This window comes from Nitrosospira sp. Is2 (genome assembly GCF_033095785.1).
GTDB lineage: Bacteria > Pseudomonadota > Gammaproteobacteria > Burkholderiales > Nitrosomonadaceae > Nitrosospira.
Genome location: NZ_CP137134.1, coordinates 1,979,399 through 1,999,222 on the forward strand (window position 1 = coordinate 1,979,399; position 19,824 = coordinate 1,999,222).

The 19,824-nt window shown below is 51.9% G+C and carries 16 protein-coding genes and 3 tRNA genes; 13 read left to right on the top strand and 6 right to left on the bottom strand.

Annotation, left to right across the window (positions count from 1 at the left end):
- Positions 1-82: 82 nt before the first annotated feature.
- The 6 genes from spt to R5L00_RS08740 form a co-directional block, all read right to left on the bottom strand.
- Complete coding sequence (gene spt / locus R5L00_RS08715) at positions 83-1,270, bottom strand: serine palmitoyltransferase (RefSeq protein WP_317650809.1); 1,188 nt, start codon at positions 1,268-1,270, stop codon at positions 83-85.
- Positions 1,267-1,521, bottom strand: coding sequence for an acyl carrier protein (locus R5L00_RS08720; protein ID WP_107693955.1), 255 nt, complete (start codon positions 1,519-1,521; stop codon positions 1,267-1,269). The genes spt and R5L00_RS08720 overlap by 4 nt, the downstream gene beginning before the upstream one ends.
- Before the next feature lie 30 nt (positions 1,522-1,551).
- Positions 1,552-2,466 (bottom strand): NAD-dependent epimerase/dehydratase family protein, encoded by a 915-nt coding sequence (locus R5L00_RS08725; RefSeq protein WP_107693956.1) that lies wholly within the window; start codon positions 2,464-2,466, stop codon positions 1,552-1,554.
- A 7-nt stretch (positions 2,467-2,473) separates the two neighbouring features.
- Complete coding sequence (locus R5L00_RS08730; RefSeq protein ID WP_107693957.1) at positions 2,474-4,300, bottom strand: fatty acyl-AMP ligase; 1,827 nt, start codon at positions 4,298-4,300, stop codon at positions 2,474-2,476.
- Positions 4,301-4,959: 659 nt separating this feature from the next.
- Entirely contained in the window at positions 4,960-5,304 is a 345-nt protein-coding gene (locus tag R5L00_RS08735; RefSeq protein ID WP_107693959.1) for an STAS/SEC14 domain-containing protein, read from the bottom strand.
- Between the two features lie 40 nt (positions 5,305-5,344).
- Positions 5,345-6,445, bottom strand: a complete 1,101-nt coding sequence (locus R5L00_RS08740; RefSeq protein WP_317650822.1) for an aromatic ring-hydroxylating dioxygenase subunit alpha — start codon at positions 6,443-6,445, stop codon at positions 5,345-5,347.
- 234 nt (positions 6,446-6,679) lie between these two features.
- Between R5L00_RS08740 and R5L00_RS08745 the strand changes: the two genes are divergently transcribed.
- From R5L00_RS08745 to epsF, 13 genes are all read left to right on the top strand, one after another.
- Positions 6,680-6,934, top strand: coding sequence for an exodeoxyribonuclease VII small subunit (locus R5L00_RS08745; RefSeq protein ID WP_317650827.1), 255 nt, complete (start codon positions 6,680-6,682; stop codon positions 6,932-6,934).
- Complete coding sequence (locus R5L00_RS08750; RefSeq protein ID WP_107693961.1) at positions 6,924-7,817, top strand: polyprenyl synthetase family protein; 894 nt, start codon at positions 6,924-6,926, stop codon at positions 7,815-7,817. The genes R5L00_RS08745 and R5L00_RS08750 overlap by 11 nt, the downstream gene beginning before the upstream one ends.
- A gap of 46 nt (positions 7,818-7,863) precedes the next feature.
- A complete protein-coding gene (gene dxs, locus R5L00_RS08755; protein ID WP_107693962.1) occupies positions 7,864-9,711 on the top strand; it encodes a 1-deoxy-D-xylulose-5-phosphate synthase in 1,848 nt (615 codons plus the stop codon).
- 63 nt (positions 9,712-9,774) lie between these two features.
- Positions 9,775-10,578, top strand: a complete 804-nt coding sequence (gene folE2 / locus R5L00_RS08760; RefSeq protein ID WP_107693963.1) for a GTP cyclohydrolase FolE2 — start codon at positions 9,775-9,777, stop codon at positions 10,576-10,578.
- Positions 10,579-10,719: 141 nt separating this feature from the next.
- Positions 10,720-10,796, top strand: a tRNA-Pro gene (locus tag R5L00_RS08765).
- Between the two features lie 37 nt (positions 10,797-10,833).
- Positions 10,834-10,910, top strand: a tRNA-Arg gene (locus tag R5L00_RS08770).
- Between the two features lie 55 nt (positions 10,911-10,965).
- Positions 10,966-11,040: transfer RNA gene (locus tag R5L00_RS08775), tRNA-His, on the top strand.
- Positions 11,041-12,453: 1,413 nt separating this feature from the next.
- A complete protein-coding gene (epsA, locus tag R5L00_RS08780; protein WP_317650843.1) occupies positions 12,454-13,176 on the top strand; it encodes an XrtB/PEP-CTERM-associated transcriptional regulator EpsA in 723 nt (240 codons plus the stop codon).
- Between the two features lie 67 nt (positions 13,177-13,243).
- Positions 13,244-14,587, top strand: coding sequence for an undecaprenyl-phosphate glucose phosphotransferase (locus R5L00_RS08785; protein ID WP_411555616.1), 1,344 nt, complete (start codon positions 13,244-13,246; stop codon positions 14,585-14,587).
- Positions 14,588-14,907: 320 nt separating this feature from the next.
- Positions 14,908-16,194: an XrtB/PEP-CTERM-associated polysaccharide biosynthesis outer membrane protein EpsL gene (gene epsL / locus R5L00_RS08790; protein WP_258192668.1), complete on the top strand. Its 1,287-nt coding sequence runs from the start codon at positions 14,908-14,910 to the stop codon at positions 16,192-16,194.
- A gap of 327 nt (positions 16,195-16,521) precedes the next feature.
- Positions 16,522-17,496, top strand: a complete 975-nt coding sequence (locus tag R5L00_RS08795) for an EpsD family peptidyl-prolyl cis-trans isomerase (RefSeq protein WP_107693987.1) — start codon at positions 16,522-16,524, stop codon at positions 17,494-17,496.
- Positions 17,497-17,537: 41 nt separating this feature from the next.
- Positions 17,538-18,335, top strand: coding sequence for a polysaccharide export protein EpsE (gene epsE, locus R5L00_RS08800; protein ID WP_107694166.1), 798 nt, complete (start codon positions 17,538-17,540; stop codon positions 18,333-18,335).
- 50 nt (positions 18,336-18,385) lie between these two features.
- Positions 18,386-19,819, top strand: coding sequence for a chain length determinant protein EpsF (gene epsF / locus R5L00_RS08805; protein WP_317650851.1), 1,434 nt, complete (start codon positions 18,386-18,388; stop codon positions 19,817-19,819).
- Positions 19,820-19,824: the final 5 nt, after the last annotated feature.

Genomic DNA, 19,824 nt, shown 5'->3' on the forward strand with positions numbered 1-19,824 from the left:
TGTGAAGTAAAGGTCCGGACCGTCCATTCTCTATAAGCAGCTGTAAGTGGATTAGCTGTAGAGAGGAACGGGTGATTGGGTATTACTGAAAAATAGTTTTTCGCAACCCGGCAAAAGCCTCACTTACATAGTCGATCTGCTCACTAGTATGGGCCGCGCTCACGCTGCAACGCACCAGCGACTTCCCGTCGGGCGCGGCTGGCGGTAATATCAGGTTGACGTAAATGTCGTGTTCGAGCAGGCCCCGCCATAGCGCTAGCGCTTGCTGAGGTGTATCCAGTATGGTTGCGATAATCGGGCTGGGTTCCGGGCCGAGCTGATAGCCGAGCTCCTTTAGCCGGGTGTAAAGCTGGTGAGCGTTACTCCAGAGCTGTCCACGTAACTCTACACCTTCACGCAGCAGTTTGAGTGCTGCCCGAGTCGATGCAATGGTAGCGGGCGTCGGGGAGGCAGTGAAGATGTAAGGGCGGCTGACATAGCGTAACTGATCAAGTTGGGGGTGATTGCTGACGCAATATCCTCCAATACTGCCGAGGCTTTTACTGAAAGTGCCGGTGATGAAATCGACTTCGTCAATAAGCCCGGTTTCTTCGACCAAGCCTTGCCCGATTCTGCCCAGAACGCCCAGAGAGTGGGCCTCATCCAGAAGAAGCGTACTTTTGTACACAGTTTTTAACCTGACAATCTCCGCCAGTGGCGCTCGATCCCCCAGCATACTGTAAATACCCTCAACGATGATGAGAGTTGAGCGCGAACGATCTCCCAAACGGCGGAGGCGCTTCTCCAAATCTTGGGTATCATTATGGCGAAACCTGATAATTTCAGCGCCACTCAAGCGGCACCCATCATAAATACTCGCATGCGAGTCGCCATCGATCAGAATGACATCCCCCGCTCCTGCGAGACCGGAGATCGTGGCCAGATTGGCTTGGTAACCGGTCGTGAAGACGATGCATGAGTGGCAGCGATAAAACTCCGCAAACTCCCGCTCTAGCGCTCGATGCCCGGAATAGCTACCGTTCGCCATTCGAGAACCGGTGGTACCTGTGCCTTCACTATCAATCGCCTTATGAGCGGCTTCCAGGCATTGTGGCGCAAAGGTGAGTCCAAGATAGTTGTTCGTGCCCAAAAATAGTATGCGGCGATCGCCGATCTTTGCCGCCGTCGATGAATACACCTCTTCTATGGGCGTTCCAAAAACTTCGACCCCTTCTGGCAGGAGCGCTTTTCTTGCGGCAGCAACAGCATCAAGCTTATCTAGCAGGCTCATTGTTGGGCAGATCTTATCTGATGAATCAAGTTTGTGAGTTCGTGAACAGTCTGAACATCTGCGAGAGCATTCAGGGGAACGGAAATATCGAATTCGTCTTCAATTTCCATAACGAGGTTCAAGAGCTTGACAGAATCAATGGCAAGCTGATTAATGAGATCAGTTTCAGGTGTTATTTCAATATCAGGCGGGCAAAATTGCTTTAGATGCTCGCGCAGCTTCTGCAGAATGTCGTCGTAATTGTTTGCCATGAATGAATCCCAACTAATTGCGTTTTAGAACTATATTGCCTGAGATAAGGCATCGCGCAACCGGACACGCGGATGCCAATCAGGAAGCGCACGAGTTAGCGGAGTGATATTGCACACCCAGTCCGGATGTTGCAGTTCTCTCACTTTTCCAGGGGTTAGCATTGGCGAATAACGGAGAAAGCGGGCCGCCCATAAATTAATGTTTGCTACCAGCGAGACAAGTGACGCAGGCAGAAAAACGCAGCGTACCGGACGGCCCCAAACCTCCTGGGCAATAGCCGCCACGGATTTGCCGTCATAACCCCCTGGCATTCCATCGTCAAGCTCGTACACGCCCTGGACGGGAACGGGGCTTGAAAGCCAGCACAGCACAGCCGCAACCAGGTCGCTCACGTGCAATAATCCGAAACGCATCGCTGGCTTTCCAACCATGGGCAACACCCCAAGGCGGGTCGCCTTGAATAAAGGCTTCATTTCCCTATCACCCGGACCATAAACAGCAGTCGGACGAAAAATCGTAAACGGAAGGGACGGCGAGTGGTTGACGACCAATAGCTCAGCCATGCGCTTGCTGGTCGCATACCAGGAGAGTTCGGGATTTCGGGCAGCTAAGGAAGAGATAAGGAGAAAGCGGGGCGGCGTAGTTTGCTGAGCGGAAGCGCGCAAGAGATTACCCGTGCCTTCAACATTGGTATGGATAAAATCTTCAAGCGACCTTCCCTTAACCTGGCCAGCGCAATGTACAACGGCGAACACATCCTTGACCAGCCTACTCAGTGCATCAGAATTATTCAGGTCGCCTTCTATCCATTGCGTGGATTCATCATCTGCCTGAGGATACCTTGTAAGGGCCTTGATTTTCCATCCTTGCTCGATCAAGGACTGTAACAACGCACGACCAATAAAGCCGGTGGCACCGGTTACTGCCACCCATGACCCAGACATATCCCCGCTATTTGTCCCCAGACTCGGCTGATAGCTGGTCTGCCAAATTGGTCCGCTGTATAAAACCCTGGCGGGCTGCAAAACGCGATAGCTTTCCGGATGAAGTCCGCGGCAACGTGTGCGGAGGCACTAATTCAACCAGGCAATTAACCCCGAATGCCATATAAACGAGCCGCTGCAAGCGACCGGTAAGGGACTGTCTATCTGTTACAGATGTAAGACGGCACTCGATGACCAAAACGATTGTTGTAATATCGTTCGCATCGGTTATACCAAAGGCAGAGGCTTCCCGAGTCCTAACTTCAGGTTGTTGTTCCGCGAGTTCTTCGATGTCTTGGGCGCGAATATTGCGCCCATTAACGATAATAACGTCCGTACGACGCCCCGTAACGTATAGATCACCCTCGAACACGAACCCCAGATCACCGGTATCCAGCCAATTGCCAGGCTTTAACGTCTTCTGGGTATCTTCCGGGTTATTATAGTAACCCGTCATGATACTGCTGCCTTGCACCAGTACGCTCCCTACCCTGAGATCCGACAACTCCAGGCCCGCATCGTCAACCACTTTCACAGTGTGCCCAGGCAAGGGGCGTCCACAGTTGACGAACTCGCTAAATTTTCGTCCCTCTGCTTGTAGCCGAACCGCCATTTTTTTGTCAACTAGCGTCCCGGCATCAACACGTAAACTATCAAAACCCTCACCAACTTGAGAAAAAGTTACTGCGAGCGTTGATTCAGCCAATCCATAGCACGGAAGAAAAGCGCGTGCATCGAACCCGGCGGGTGCAAATTTTTCTGCAAAATTTCGCAAGGTATCAGGGCGAATCATCTCGGCGCCTACCCCTGCCGCACGCCAACTACTAAGGTCAAGATCTTCCAAATCCGAATCACGAACGCGCAACGTGCAAAGCTTGAGGCCAAAAGGCTGGCTAAACGCGACGGTTGCACGATTTCGGCTAATCAGCCGCAGCCATTGCAGAGGTCTGATCGCAAAATCCCGGGTGGCCAGATAGTCGACCGAGACTTGGGCAACCATCGGCGCCATCACCATGCCGACCAATCCCATATCGTGATAAAAAGGCAACCACGACGCGCACCGGTCGCCGGAATGTATCTCCAATCCATGACGGACAATTCCCTGGAGATTGCTCATCAAGGCGCGCTCCGTAATGACCACTCCGCGCGGAAGACGTGTGCTCCCCGACGTAAATTGCAGATACGCGATTTCGTCAGGAACGTTTGACTCTAACGCTACATCGGGAACCGAAAAATCCTCGAGCTGTTCTGGCGTGCCGAACCAGCGCAATAGTTGCGATCCTTCAGCAGCCTCTTGCAAAAAGCCAATGTAGTCGGTATTAGCTACGGCCGCACTTGCTTGGCCAGCCTCTAGCATTCCCCGAAGTTGTTGAACATATACGGCATGACTACCAAGGTTGACTGGTACGGGCATCGCATAAGGAATCAACCCTGCATAACGGCAGGCGAAAAACAACTCGACAAATTCCGGGCTTGTATCGGCGATAATAGCCACCCGCTCACCGCGCGCAAGTCCAAGCCCACTAAGGCGCTGGGCGGAGGTACGGGCATTTTGCCGTAGGGCGTGGTAAGGGAGGACTGAACGCAGGTTGCCTTTGGCATCGTAAAAGTTATACCCAGCGGTCCCGGACGCAGCGTATTCCAACGCAGCGGTCAGTGTGTCGAAGTCAGCTAATCTCTGAACCTGGGTGTTATACGTTGGCGTTGGCGTTAGCGATATGTCTGATTCGCTTGATAATCGAGGGTTAAACGCTTGCGGTAGCGGAGCGTTCAACTTCGCTATTGTTGAACTCAAGGTCTTCCCCTCCAAATTAATCGTACTAGTCATCTTTTTATAATGTAAAGGATTCCGGTCAAACCAATATTAATTCTGGTCGCAATCATTACCGCTTGGCTCGAAATGCCTGGAGTGAGAAAAACCAGACTCGGAAAACAATAAAAGTAATTAACTAATTATCATCGAGCTAATATTACATTAGCTCGCACGTTGGCAACACAACATCATGCGCATGCCCATATCCAAGCTAAGTCCCTGAAAATAGCAGGTTTCCACCGACAGAAAATGACAATGAAATGACCGGGAGACTCTTCCTTACGGCTTGCATGGGCGACAGGTTCCATTCTGTACGAGTTGTGAGCCAATATAAAGAAATTTTGGAGAACGAGTTAGAAATGTGTGGCTTTTTTGCAACAGTTACTAATTCACCTATTGCTGGTTTGCGCGGCGGGATATTTCCGGCTGAGTTTCAGCTTTGCGCCGGTGTCTTTAACGCCTTCGCATCCCCTTGCTTCCTTTTATTAGTGAAGGTTCTTTCGCTGGGATATTTGTTCGAGAGAACGCGGAATTAAATTACGCAATCCTCTATGGAGTTACTGCTGGGGATGGGCTTACCCAGCGAGAGTGCCAAGGGTTGGCACATGAGTGCCGGTATGAGAGGCTTGTTCAGTAATGACCTAAGCTTCCAGCCATGCCTTCGCATCTGCGTAGTTGCTGAAGACTCTGATGTCTGCATCAACAAACAGATTGAAGACCCATGCAGCCCAGGCCCGCCACTGATTATCGGTAATGATCGCAATCCGCCTGAAATCGTTGCCGTGCTCGCGAATAAATTTGATATCTTCCCATGCGACATCGACGGTGTAGTCCAGCATGTCGCGCCAATCAAACAGTACATCCACTTTGCTGTCCACACGGGATTTGTAGAGCACCTGCTCTTCGAATTCCTTAAAATCTGCCAAAGTGAATTCACCAAAAACAGCAACGCTGATCAGATTGTCGGCTTCTTGAATGGTAATCATGGATCAATCTCAACGAGGGTACATGGGCCAATTATTACCACTACAAAAGATGGGGGTCGATTTCGCGTCTCAGAAATTCGTGAAAGTGTACCATGCCATCTTCCATCGGTGACTGATACGGACCTGTTTCGCTCATTCCCTGTTCATGCAGGGCGCGGCGTCCCTCACTCATCTGCCTGCAGATTTCATCATCTTCGACGGCTGTTTCATGATAGGCGGCCTGTTCCGCCTCGATGAATTCCCGCTCAAACAAAGCGATCTCTTCTGGATAATAAAATTCCACTACATTAACGCACTGCTCTGTTCCAGCCGGATGCAGCGTGCTGATAATCAGCACATGAGGATACCATTCAAGCATGACGTTAGGATAATAAAGCATCCATATCGCACCCTGCCGCGGCACCTCTCCTGCCGTCTGGCGCAGGAGGTGCTCCTGCCACTTCGCATAGACCGCTGTACCAGGGCGTGTGAGACCATGATTGACGCCGACGGTCTGGACGTTGTACCACTCGCCAAATTCCCATCTCAGTTCGGCGGTATTGACGAAGTTCCCCAAACCGGGGTGGTAGGGTTCAACGTGGTAATCTTCCAGATACACTTCAATAAACGTTTTCCAGTTGCAGGCATATTGTTCCACCTGCACTCGTTCCAGGACGTGGCCTGAAAAATCAAAATCCTTCAGAACGCCTAGCTGTCCCAGATCGCGCGCGACATTCCGCTTTCCCCCGAACAGGAGCCCGTTCCAGTTTTGCAACGGTGTAGTGCCGAGATTAAGGCAGGGATTTTGCGCAAAGTGGGGCGCACCCAGCAGTTTGCCGGTCAAATCATAAGTCCAGCGGTGTATCGGACAAACGATGTTCCTGGTATTGCCCCGCCCTTTCAGGAGCAAAGATTGCCGATGGCGGCAAACATTAGACAATAGTTCGATACCATCATGGTTACGGACCAGCATCTTGGCGTGACTCATCCATTCCGGGACGTAGTAATCGCCGATATTAGGGACCATAATCTCGTGTCCGATATAGCCCGGACCGGCGTCAAACAAGATGCGTTTTTCTAAATCGAGAATATCGGAATCGAGATACCAGCCGACGGGAAGTTGCGTGGGTGTCGATTGGGAGAGATCAACTAAGCGGGACATATCGATACGTAAGACCTTTCGAGGGGCAAAAAAGACAGTTGATATACGAAAAGCCTCAAGAAGTGCAATAAGCTTAGCAGAAACAGCACGCTCTCTTTCCTGGAAAGCCTATAATCCCGACTAGGAGGGTCGGGTTAAGGGAAAGTTTCATGGATTTAATTGACCTATACCAGCTAATTGCGTTATTTTTGCAGTTTCCCGGCAATTCACGTCTTTCGTAACATCATGCTTATCATGACAAACCCCTCCAACGTCGTCAAATTTTTGCCTCCGGCGAGCTTTGAGGCCGCCTTGACGGAACTTGAAAGTATCGTGGGCGAAATGGAAGCAGGACAATTGCCACTGGAAGATTCGCTCCTTGCTCATAAACGAGGCATGGAGCTGTTACAATATTGTCAATCCAAGCTCCAGGATGCGCAACAACAGGTGCGTCTTCTTGAGGCTGATACATTGAAAAATTTCTCCCCATCCGGTATTGATGATCGCTGATTTCCAGGATTGGGCGAGAAGCCGACAGGAACGCATCGAAGCTTCTCTGCAGATCCTGCTCCCCGCATCGAATGTCCCCCCCGAGCGTTTGCACGACGCCATGCGCTACACTGTTCTAGGTGGTGGGAAGCGGGTACGTCCTTTACTCGCGTTTGCAGCGGGAGAGCTGAGCAACGCAGCCGAAGAGCGCGTGACGATCGCCGCAGCTGCAGTAGAACTGATTCATGCCTATTCGTTGGTTCATGACGATTTGCCGTGTATGGATAACGATGTGTTGCGGCGTGGCAAACCGACCTGTCACATCGAATACGGTGAGGCTATCGCGCTGCTTGCTGGGGACAGTTTACAAAGCTTGGCTTTTCAATTGCTGGCCGAGCATACCGTGGCAGATATCCCGCAAGTTCAACTGGAAATGATAAAACACCTGGGGCAAGCGGCCGGCTCGCGGGGTATGGCCGGCGGTCAAGCGGTTGACCTGGCTAGCGTAGGGGCCACGTTAAGCCTGCCGGAGCTCGAATTTATGCATATCCATAAGACCGGCGCGCTTATTCGCGCCGCGGTCATGCTGGGCGCGTATTGTGGAAGCGGCTTGAAAGAGAGTGAATTGACGAGCCTGGACCACTTTGCCAAACGTATCGGCTTGGCCTTCCAAGTCGTGGATGATGTGCTCGATGCAGAGGCGAGCACAGCAACTTTAGGTAAAACTGCCGGCAAGGACGCTGACAATAACAAACCAACATACGTAAGCATCCTTGGGCGCGGTCAGGCACGCGACCTGGCCGAAGAGTTACGCCGCGATGCGTACCAGTCATTGGAAGGTTTTGGCGAAAAGGCGGACCGGCTGCGACAGGTTACCGACTTCATTATCCAGCGCGAATTTTAAGCTGGCAATCCCAAGGTAAAGAATATTTCCATTCTCCAAGGTTTAAATGTATCCATTGCTTGATAGTGTCACCGACCCTTCCAAGTTACGTTTGCTGGAACGCAAGCTGTTGCCTCAGCTCGCAGAGGAGTTACGGCAATTTCTGGTTGAATCCGTGGCCAAAACCGGGGGCCATCTATCGTCCAATCTGGGCACCGTTGAATTGACCATAGCCCTGCATTACGTATTCAACACGCCGTACGATCGTTTGGTATGGGACGTAGGCCATCAGACATATGTTCATAAGATATTGACCGGCCGCCGTGAAGGAATGAGCAGATTGCGTATGCATGGCGGTATCGCCGGTTTTCCGCGACGGGATGAAAGCGAATATGACGCTTTTGGTACTGCGCATTCCAGCACGTCTATCAGCGCTGCCTTGGGAATGGCCGTGGCGTCGCAGCACGAGGGTAAGGACCGATGCGTGGTTGCGGTCATCGGGGACGGCGCCATGAGCGCCGGCATGGCGTTTGAAGCCCTAAATAATGCGGGGGCCATGAACACCAATCTGCTGGTGATTCTGAACGACAACGACATGTCCATTTCACCGCCTGTGGGCGCCCTCAACAATTACCTTGCGAAGCTCATGTCCGGGCAGTTTTATGCCACCGCCCGGCGTGCCGGCGAAAAGATGCTGGGGGTGGTACCACCTGTGCTGGAACTTGCCAAGCGCGCGGAAGAACACGTCAAAGGCATGGTCACACCCAGCACACTGTTTGAAGAATTCGGTTTCAACTATATAGGCCCCATTGATGGTCACGATCTCGACGTCCTTGTAAGCACACTTAACAACATCAAGCATCTGGATGGTCCCCAATTCCTTCATGTCGTAACCCGAAAGGGCGCGGGTTACCAGGCGGCAGAAGAGGATCCGATCCTTTATCACGGGGTCACCAAATTCAATCCACAGGCGGGCATTATTCCCAAAGCTTCAAACAAGCCTTCCTACACCCAGATTTTCGGCGACTGGTTGTGCGACATGGCGGCCTTGGACCAGCGGTTGATTGGGATTACTCCCGCAATGCGTGAGGGTTCAGGCCTGGTAAGATTCTCGCAGGAATATCCCGACCGCTATTTCGACGTTGGAATCGCAGAGCAACATGCGGTCACGTTCGCAGCAGGTCTGGCATGCGACGGACTGAAGCCCGTCGTGGCCATTTATTCAACTTTCTTGCAAAGAGCGTACGATCAGTTGATCCACGACGTCGCTATTCAGAACCTCCCCGTTGTGTTTGCCATAGATCGGGCTGGGTTGGTGGGGGCGGACGGGCCCACTCATGCCGGCAGTTTTGATTTGACCTATCTGCGCTGTATTCCAAATATAACGGTGATGGTCCCTGCTGATGAGGATGAATGTCGTCAAATGCTCTACACCGCGTTTCAGATGGACACACCCACCGCGGTACGTTATCCCCGGGGTGTGGGAACGGGGGTGGCTGCCGAGAAGCAAATGCGAATGCTGCCTATTGGGCGGGGCGAAATTCGACGCGAGGGAGAAAAAATCGCTCTGCTGGCGTTCGGCAGTATGCTTAAACCTTGCCTTGAAGCGGCCGATGAATTAAACGCTACCGTTGTAAATATGCGTTTTGTTAAACCATTGGACAATGATCTGGTCGCTTCTCTTGCGCTGAGCCACGATTTGTTGGTAACGGTGGAGGAGAATACAACCATGGGTGGCGCGGGCAGCGCGGTAATGGAATCACTTGCGAGTGCTGGCTTCAAAATCCCCTTGCTGCAATTGGGCTTGCCAGATACGTTTATTGATCAAGGCGATCCTGCTCAAATGCTTGCCGACTGCGGACTGGATAAAACATCCATCGTCACGTCCGTCAGAGCGAGATTCATCGAAGTCTAATTCAACACATTGCGGACGGCATAGCATGGATTGCTACGCCACCGCCATGTTCCAGAACACTGCATGAACGAAGTCAATGTCCCGATTGCGGACGTCCAAGCCGCGCTCGATAGTCGCCGTATCGCTATTAACAGAGCGGGGATAAGATCTATTCGTCATCCTGTAAAAATTGCGGATAAAGGGCGGCGCACGCAACATGTCGTCGCCACCTTCGATATGCACGCCAATTTATCGCATCAACTCAAAGGCGTGCATATGTCCCGTTTTGTAGAGATTTTAAACAGCAATAATCGCGTCATTTCCGTGAAATCATTCGAGAGTATCGTAAATGCAGTGGTGCAGAAGCTCGAAACAGATTCTGGAGGGGTTGAGATGACCTTCCCTTATTTCATGAGCAAAACCGCGCCTATTACTGGCATAACAAGCCTGATGGACTACGAGGTAACTTTCGCAGGCAAACTTCACGAAGGAAGCTACCAATTCAATTTGAAGGTCGTGGTACCAGTAACGAGTTTGTGCCCGTGTTCAAAACAAGTGTCCGCGTACGGCGCCCACAACCAGCGCTCCCATATGTCGATTTCCGTCTCTCCCGCTAGTTCTGTGTGGATTGAAGATCTGATACACGTGGCGGAAGATCAGGCATCTTGCGAACTCTACGGACTACTCAAGCGTGCAGACGAGAAGTACGTTACTGAAAAGGCCTTCGATAATCCCAAGTTCGTCGAAGACGTCGTGCGTGACGTGGCTGCAGTGCTGAATCGGGACGCGCGTATAAACGCCTACGTGGTGGAGTCGGAAAACTTTGAATCCATCCATAATCATTCCGCTTACGCATTGATCGAACGGGACAAGCTAGAGAATCCCTGACTGCAGATCTGCTTCTTCGGCGCCGTTAACTCTCAGCCCAACGCGAGCCATATCGGCAAGCCGTATCGCTCTGTACGGATGAAAGCGGCCCAAGCGGCGCAAAATTGACCTTTTAGGGGGGTAAAGGTATTATCCGCCTTCCGGGGTGTAGCGTAGCCTGGTAGCGCGCCTGGTTTGGGACCAGGATGTCGGGAGTTCAAATCTCTCCACCCCGACCATTCATGCAATCTGGTGGGCTGATATCCGACTTGAGTGGTGCCCGTAGCTCAACCGGATAGAGCACCAGCCTTCTAAGCTGGGGGTTACAGGTTCGATTCCTGTCGGGCACGCCATACGGTTTTGCGGAATGGCACCTGAAATTAACGCTGTAGGTTATCTTTTAAAACGGTGGCTGTAGCTCAGTGGTAGAGTCCCGGATTGTGATTCCGGTTGTCGTGGGTTCGATCCCCATCAGCCACCCCAATTACTTCTTTCCTCTGCATTATCCTTAGCTTTAAGAATTGTGGCACACTTACTGGCCACTGCAGCCTGGCGCCTATGGCCCTTCGTATGGGTGCTAAATACCTTCGGCGACGTGGGCCACTATCGGGTGGGTAAGCCACTGTATCGCGTCGCTCATACATCCCCTAGGAACATATTTAACAGGGTCCTCTCGTACTTCAGACTTGAAGGTTGGCAATAGCCGGAAGTTCCAGGTGTTAGCAATCATCAAGGACCGCATAGCTCAAGCTAAGAAGGAGTCACCAAGTACGACCAAGAGCACAGCCGCGCCCTTTAGAGAAGTCCTTCGTCAAGACTATGTAGAAGACAGGCACGGCACAGTGGAGCTGTTGAAGCTTGGTTTTAGACGAAGCAGAGCGTATAGCTCAGGTACATCGTGATAGTGATGCACAGGCAGTTTATGCAGAAGCCGACCGCCCCATAACAAGAGCACACGACCCTCCAAGACGAGTAGCCGATTGTAGAGGTTCAAGGAGTTACCAATGTCACACCAGGGTGTAGCCCCCGTCAGCTACCGCATTTTGCGTCGTTCTACAATACTCCGGTTGTACCCGCCGTCGTCTCCCTCCCCCAGAGGATAGCACCGGGCGAACGCCGCTGCGATTCTCCCCTGGCTCCCCCCATCCCTTGCGTCAATCTACTCATCCTCATCTTTAAAAAAACAGGGTGAATACGTCTGCTAATCCTGGTCAGGCTCGTCCTATATAGGTTATTTGCAATTATGTTAGATAACGTACAGACAAGCCTCTCTAAAGAAGCCAATCTCTAAAAAAACAAAAAACCAGTGAGTTAAATGCTGGAATGCGGCGAGGAGAAACGCTGAATCATGGCGGCTTTAAACCCGACTCAACCTGATCCTAATACCCCCTCAAGAAGGAAGTTGTCGTGGATTCTTAAGCGCAATTGTTTTAAGGCTATGAAATTAAGTTGCAACAAGCATAGGTTACATTACTACACACTATATACGACCTCTGACCCTGCGCAGCTTTCATGGCCCCGGCTCCCAACTTTCAGAGAAGTGCAATGAATAATATCGCCGCTTCAGAGTCATTTGATCTGATTCAGCAATTTTGCTCAGAGTAAGAGGCTCGATAATTCTGCGGCCGATATGCACTTGGCACCTGTCCAAAGACGTAGATCTCGAACGGTCATCGAACATTCGGGTAGCCGCGGCGGCTTATATGTCGTGGGAAGCGTTGTTGCCCTGTCAGGGCATGGACTGGGTCAGGGTTCGTCGCCCTCGAGCCTGAGGTGGGTGATTCTTCAATTTACTGTTCAAGCTGTCTAAGCAAACGTCTTAATCACAACATGGGCTTGTTCTCATCACTTTCGTCGGATCATCTCCAGCGTTACTTCCGTATAATTCAGGAAGGCGTGGCCGTACGCCGGCATTTCGACCTGTTGAAGTGGCTTCAGGGGGAGATGCAGCACTATTTGCCGCATGAAATCATGCTGGTCGCGTGGGGCGATTTCAGCTCTGATGTTATACGGTATGATATTGTTTCCGCGTTGCCCGGAGTAAGAACAGCGCATTCCGAGCCGGCCGGTCTTTCGCCATTGGTTCGCGGGCTTTATAATCGTTGGGTCGACGTCGGGAGAACCCCGTTTATATCGAGTGTCGATGAACTGGGCATTCTTCCTGAGTACAATGCTCTGCAATGTTCGTTTGGCAAGGCTTTGCAAAACATGCGCTCCTACGGCTTGCATGGCATTAGCGATAAACGGGGACATGACGAATGCCTCTACATAATGTTTAGCTCTCAAGACAAACTCAACGATTCAACGCTCAGCACAATCGAGATTCTGCTGCCGTATCTCGATTCGGCGTTGCGTCGGGTTGCGCCTCTGACGAGTTCTTCTTTTCAGGTGCCGTTCCTGCCGAGTTCACGTGGCAGCGAATACTACGGCCTAAGCGATCGCGAAGCGGAGATCATGGATTGGGTAAGGAAGGGCAAAACCAACGCCGAGATCGGAAGCATTCTATGCATCAGTTCATACACGGTGAAAAATCATCTGCACCAAATATTCAGAAAGCTGGACGTCTATAACCGGATGCAAGCTGTTTCCAAAATAGAGCGTAGTCCGAGTCATGGCTGAAGCGAATCCGACATTTTCTGCTTCGACGGTTCCCTCTGGACACTCCAAGGGGCCGCTTGGCAACAATATGTTGAGCGCCGTAGAGGCTATCCTCGATCCTGCCGCACTTACGCTGTCACTCTGGCTTGTAAGCGTCAGCATTGAAGGAGAATTGCTTCCCCCCTACCTGATTCTGGCGGTGATCGTGTTCTCGATTACTTTCCCCGGCACTTCGCGCCTGCAATCCAGCATCATGGAAGTCATCGTCGACGTTTTCTATAGCTGGTTCTGGGTCGTGTTGCTTCTTTTTTTTCTTGGTTTTGCAACCGGATACATCGCCGAATTCTCCAGCCAGACATTGATCACCTGGCTTTGGGTTGCCCCCTTAAGCCAGATTGGCGTGCACCTCGCATTACGCACCGCAGCGCCATATCTGTTGATGCTTCAAGGACCCCCGCAGCGAGCCATCATAGTAGGCATGAACGAGCAGGGCGTCGCGCTGGCAAGTCGCATTCAACAGACGCGGTATTCTAAAATCGAGTTGTCCGGCTATTTCGACGACCGGAATCCGAGCAGATTACATGAGACTGAACATGGACAATTGCTGGGGAGATTGCGGGAGCTTCCTTATTTTGTAAAAGAAAACCGCATCCAGTACATTTATTTGTCATTGCCAATGGCGTCGCAGCCTCGCATTCTCCATGTGCTTGACGAACTGAAAGACACTACTGCCTCGATTTATTTTGTGCCTGACATGTTCATTACCGACCTTATTCAGGGCAGGAGCGGAACGGTTTGCGGCACTCCTGTAATCTCGGTTTGTGAATCTCCCTTTACGGGCTCAAACGGGTTGATCAAGCGGGTGAGCGATATCGTTCTGTCGCTGCTGATCCTGGCTCTGATTTCTCCCCTCCTGCTGCTTATCGCCGCGACTATTAAGCTGGATTCGCGGGGTCCAATCATTTTCAAGCAGCGTCGTTACGGACTTGATGGGGAAGAAATTGTTGTCTATAAGTTTCGATCGATGCGGGTGTGCGAGGATGGCGATACTATCCGGCAAGCCCAAAAGGATGACAACCGCGTGACCCGTTTCGGGGCTTTTCTGCGCAGAAATTCCTTGGACGAATTGCCCCAGTTTGTAAACGTTCTTCAGGGCCGTATGAGCATCGTCGGGCCAAGACCGCATGCGGTCGCGCATAACGAGATCTACCGGAACCTGATAAAGGGTTATATGATCCGCCACAAGGTCAAGCCTGGAATCACTGGATGGGCTCAGGTCAACGGTTATAGGGGCGAAACTCGCACCCTTGATAAAATGCAGGCGCGTATAGATCATGACCTCGATTACCTGCGTAACTGGTCGTTGCGGCTTGATCTGCACATTATCTTAAAAACGGTTTTGATAGTATTGCGAGATAGAGCCGCTTATTGATAGCAGCTTGAACAAGCTGGCAGCGGACGTGTTTTGAGCAAAAAGATGGAAGATGCAATAAGCACTGAGCTGCAGTCAAATGCTTGCGAATCATCATTCAGTTAAAACGGTATCAAAGGCAAGGGCGCGGTCGACAATCCCGCTTGCGCGAGGATGTGACAGAGTGGGATTGGACCGTGGCAGAGAGATGTTCAGTGACTTTTCATTTCGCGCACGGTCCCGCGCTTTTAGCCTGTTACAATGGTTCCTAGGAACTATTGTCTGAAAAGTTTAAAAGGTGATACCGTTGTGATACCGCGGCCAAGAACAGAACATACATAATGAAAATAATATTGCCGCCGAACCGTCCCCGTCGTCATAGCCGTTGGTTTGGAATTCCCGCTTTTGTATGCTTGTCGATGCTCGCGCAATATGCTGTAGCTGATCGCGGCGATACGCTCAACCTCACGGGGGGGAGTACGTTCCTTTACGACACTAATGTATTTCGCTTATCGAACATCGTTCCCGCGAGTATCGTCGGCAGCGATACTAAATCCGATCTCATCATCACCACAACGGGCACGCTAACTTGGGATAAGTTTTACTCCATGCAGCGCTTCGAGGTTAATGGCAGTCTTGTTGACAATCGTTATCATAATTTCGATTACCTCAATTTTCTGGCAAAAAACGGCACAGCCACCTGGCACTGGTATCTGACCCCCTCTTTTTACGGGAGGCTGATGGGGAACCACCGGGAAGCGCTGAACAACTTCGCCGATCTCACCGGGTTCGCTAACTCCACTAACCGAAATCTGCGTATTGAGAATAATTTCCGGTTTGAGGGGGTTTTCGAGCTGGATGGCGCATGGCGCCTGATAGGTGGGGTGGCTTATGACGTCCGGACGAACAGCAGGACGCTCGTGCAGGATTTTGACAACAGCGTTCTCTCGGTCGATGGGGGACTACGCTATGCCTTTCCCTCCGGGAGTTCGCTTACGTACAAGTTCAGACATGGCCATGGGGAATTCTTTAAAAGACCAGAGCCGATACAGAGTCAGCTCTTCGATACCCGTTTCAACGAGATGGAGCATGAGTTGCGGCTTATCTGGCCCGTAACCGGCAAGACTTCGATCGATGCGCGCGTGGGTCACTTGGCACGTCACCATGCTCACTTTCCCGAAAGGGATTTCGAGGGCTTCGTGGGCAATTTCAACCTTAACTGGGCTGTTACGGGCAAAACTCGGGTGGTCGCCGGTTGGGCGCGCGACCTGCTCAACTTTCAGCTAGCGCCGAATACCTTTGTGGGTTCGCCATTTTTTCAACCGTTTTCCAGCAGTTATGTAGGTGCGAACCGGGTCTTTTTCGCCCCGGTATGGCAGATCACGGAAAAAGTAGCATTGCGCCTGCGTTACGACTTCATTCTGCGTGATCATTTGGGGGCCGTCCAATTTGTCGCGGGCGGGGATCGTACGGATACATCGCATTCGGGCATGATAGCGGTGGACTGGCAGCCGTTGAGGGCACTTTTTATTAGTGGCGCACTACAGCGGGATCACCGTTCCTCGGACCATAGAGGCTTCAATTTCGACAGTTCAGCGGCGAGCGTCTCGGCAAGACTTAATTTTTAGCGGTGATGGGGTGAACGAGCGGTGTTAATAACAAAAACAATTTGCATGGTGAGCTTGTTTTCATTTCACGCTGGGGAAAATCGGCCGCTTTCAACCAAGGCTGAGTCAGCCGACCGGTTCATTGACGACTTTTATTATCTCGTGTATATCATTTTAATAGCCTTTTTTGTTGTGGGCTTGCCGTTACTGGCACCAGTCCCGCAGTGGTTGTCAGGAGCCGGCGTTATCGCTCTTTGCTTTATACCTATCTTTTCTCGGGCAGGAAGGCAGCTTTGGCTAAGTCGCAATGTATACCGTCACATATTTTTACATTAAAAGAAGGCAGAAATGCGAAACATCGCTCACCATATAATATCTATACTGCTGATTCCCTTGGTCGCGCTTGGGATTGCCGGTTGCGGTAGCAAAGAGGCTGAAAAGCAGAAGCCCGCGACACAAATCGCCGCGAAAGTTAATTCAGGCGAAATTTCTGTTCACCAGCTTAATTACGTATTGACGCGGACCCCGGGAGCGGGCGCTGCAAGTGCCGAGACGGCGCCCAAAATCCGCCGTGAAGTTCTGGATCGACTGGTTGATCAGGAACTCGCAGTCGAGAAAGCTACGGAAAAGAAACTGGACCGGTCACCCGAGGTACTCCTCGCTCTTGAGAATGCTCGCCGGGAGATACTAGCCCGCGCCTATGTGGAGCAAGTTACTGCGGCTGCCCCCAAGCCGACTATTGAAGAAGCAAAGAAATATTACGCCGAAAACCCGCCACTTTTCGCGGAGCGCCGCATTTATAACATTCAGGAAATCGTAATGCCGGCAACTGCCGGGGTTCCCGCCGAGTTGCGTGGAATGGTCGAGGCCGGAAAGCCGATGGAAGAGATTGCCAATTGGCTTAAAGGTAGGGGCATAAAATTTGCGGCGGGTAGCGCTACCCGATCGGCTGAACAAATTCCGCTCGAACTGCTACCGAAAATACACCCGCTCAAGGCCGGGCAGAGTCTGGTTCTGGAAGGCCCCCAGACAGTGACGGTGATGAGGCTTGCTGGTGCGCAATCGGCGCCGGTGTCGGAAGAGGCGGCACTACCCCGTATCCAACAGTTTCTCGGCAATCAACGCGCTGCCGAGATGGCCAAACAGGAGTTTAAAACCCTTAAGGCCAACGCTAAAATTACCTACATGGGGGAATTCGCTGGCTCTGACACACCGCAAACTGCGGCCGGACCCCAGGCCACCGAGGCAAAAGACCCTGGTATGGCAACCCGCGCTTCTACCCCCGGCGGGTCAGTCGAGAGAGGCGTAGCCGGTTTAAAGTGAAACTGTCCAATTATTATATCTATAAGGGAAATTTGACATCCATGACTCAAGCTCTGACGCGGATACTGACTCTTTTCTTTGCCCTATTGGCGACGACCGTTTTTGCGGAGGGGAATCACGACTATCCGCTTGGCCCTGGGGATGTACTACGTATTCAGGTTTTCCAGAATCCTGACCTCACTACCGAAACGCGCGTTTCCGAGAACGGGGTGATAACTTATCCCCTGATTGGCAACATTGACGTTGGCGGTCTCCCTATCTCTGCCGCAGAAAAGAAAGTTGCTGACGCACTAAAGAATGGCGGTTTCGTTCGGCAACCACAGGTCAACATTATTCTCCTGCAAATGCGCGGAAATCAGGTGAGCGTACTCGGGCAGGTCAACCGTCCGGGCCGGTTTCCGCTTGAAACCCTCAGCCGCGTGAGCGATATGTTGGCCATGGCCGGAGGGATCACCCCGACCGGGGATGATTCAGCCATCGTAATTGGTTCGCGCGACGGGAAGCCCTTCCGTAAGGTGATTGATATAGCGGAGCTCTACCTCGGTGAAAGATCCGATGCGGATATCATTCTCGCAGGCGGAGACGTGATCTACGTCCACCGCGCGCCGGTCTTTTATATTTATGGTGAAGCTCAGCGTCCGGGCGCCTATCGTATCGAACGGGGAATGACAATCCAGCAGGCCCTTGCCCAAGGTGGGGGGCACACCGTGCGTGGCAGTGAGTGGCGGCTGCGGTTGCATAGGAAAAACGCGGACGGTGTGGTCGAAAAACTCTCTCCGGAGATGACCGATACCGTACAGCCAAATGACATCATTTACGTGCGGGAAAGTATTTTCTAAACGGTATCAAACCAGTAGCCAAACCGGTAGCAAACCAGTAGCCAAACCTTATGACACTCTCACAATTTCTGCTTATCCTTCGGGCCCACCGGAAAGTAGCGCTCCTCGCGTTTCTTCTCGTCGTGAGTACGACACTGGTGGTGAGCCTGATCCTGCCAAAGGAATACACAGCCTATACAGCGGTTGTGATCGACGTTAAGTCACCCGATCCTCTCGTCGGTATGGTATTGCCTGGATCCCTTACTCCAGGATATATGGCGACGCAGATCGATATCATAAACAGTGATCGAGTGGCGCAACGGGTGGTCAAACTGTTACGCATGGATGAAAGCCCGGCTATCCGCGAGCAGTGGGAGGAGGCGACCGAAGCTGAGGGTGATTTAACGGTGTGGCTGGCTCAGTTGTTAAAGAAAAAACTAAACGTTAAACCCTCGCGCGATAGTAATGTCGTCAACATTGAGTTCAGTGGTGCCGACCCCAGCTTTGCTGCGGTCGTGGCTAATGCCTTCGCACAGGCATATATAGACATAAATCTCGAACTCAAGGTCGATCCGGCCCGTCAACACGCGAGCTGGTTTGACGACCAGACAAAAGCCCTCCGGGACAAACTGGAAAAAGCCCGTCAGGCGCTTTCGGCCCATCAGCAGGAAACCGGCGTTATTGCCACCGAGGAGCGCCTGGACTATGAGGTTGCCAAGCTCAACGAGCTTTCAACGCAGTTGACCATCGTGCAGGGACAAACCTCCGACAGCAGCAGCAACAAGCGCAGATCTACTGAAAACCCGGAGACGCTGGCGGAAGTGATGCAAAATCCATTGATCAACAGCCTAAAATCTGACATAGCCCGCCTTGACGCCAAGCTTCAGGAAAGCAGCGTGAATCTCGGTAAAAACCACCCGCAGACGCAACGGGCGCAGTCGGAGCTCGCGTCGCTTAGAAACAGGCTAGCCAGTGAGACGCGGCAAATCCACAATAGCATCAGCACCTCCTACGAAGTGGGCAAACGGAAGGAGCAAGAGTTGCTGGAAGCGATTGAAAGGCACAAAAAATACGTGCTTGAGCTGAACGGACAGCGCGACCAGATCAGTGTCCTGCAGCGCGACGTTGAAGCTGCCCAGCGCAACTTTGAGGCGGTGAGCCAACGTTCTGCTCATACCAGACTTGAGAGTCTCTCGGTCCAAACAAATATCGCGATACTGAATCCAGCCTCTATACCCATTGAACACTCACGACCCCGGATTCTACTCAACGTATTGATCTCCATATTCCTGGGTACATTGCTTGCGGTAGGTGTGGCGGTGGTGCTTGAGCTTATGAATCGCCGCGTGCGCTCGGTGGAAGATCTAACCCAAGTCATGGATCTGCCAGTGTTAGCTACGATCTCCATTGCCGGAACGCGATCTCCTTCGGGCACCAGAAAAGGTAGATTTTTGGGACGTAGTGCGCCAAGACGAGCAATAGGAATGGAAGTCCCCGAGCATTGACCGGA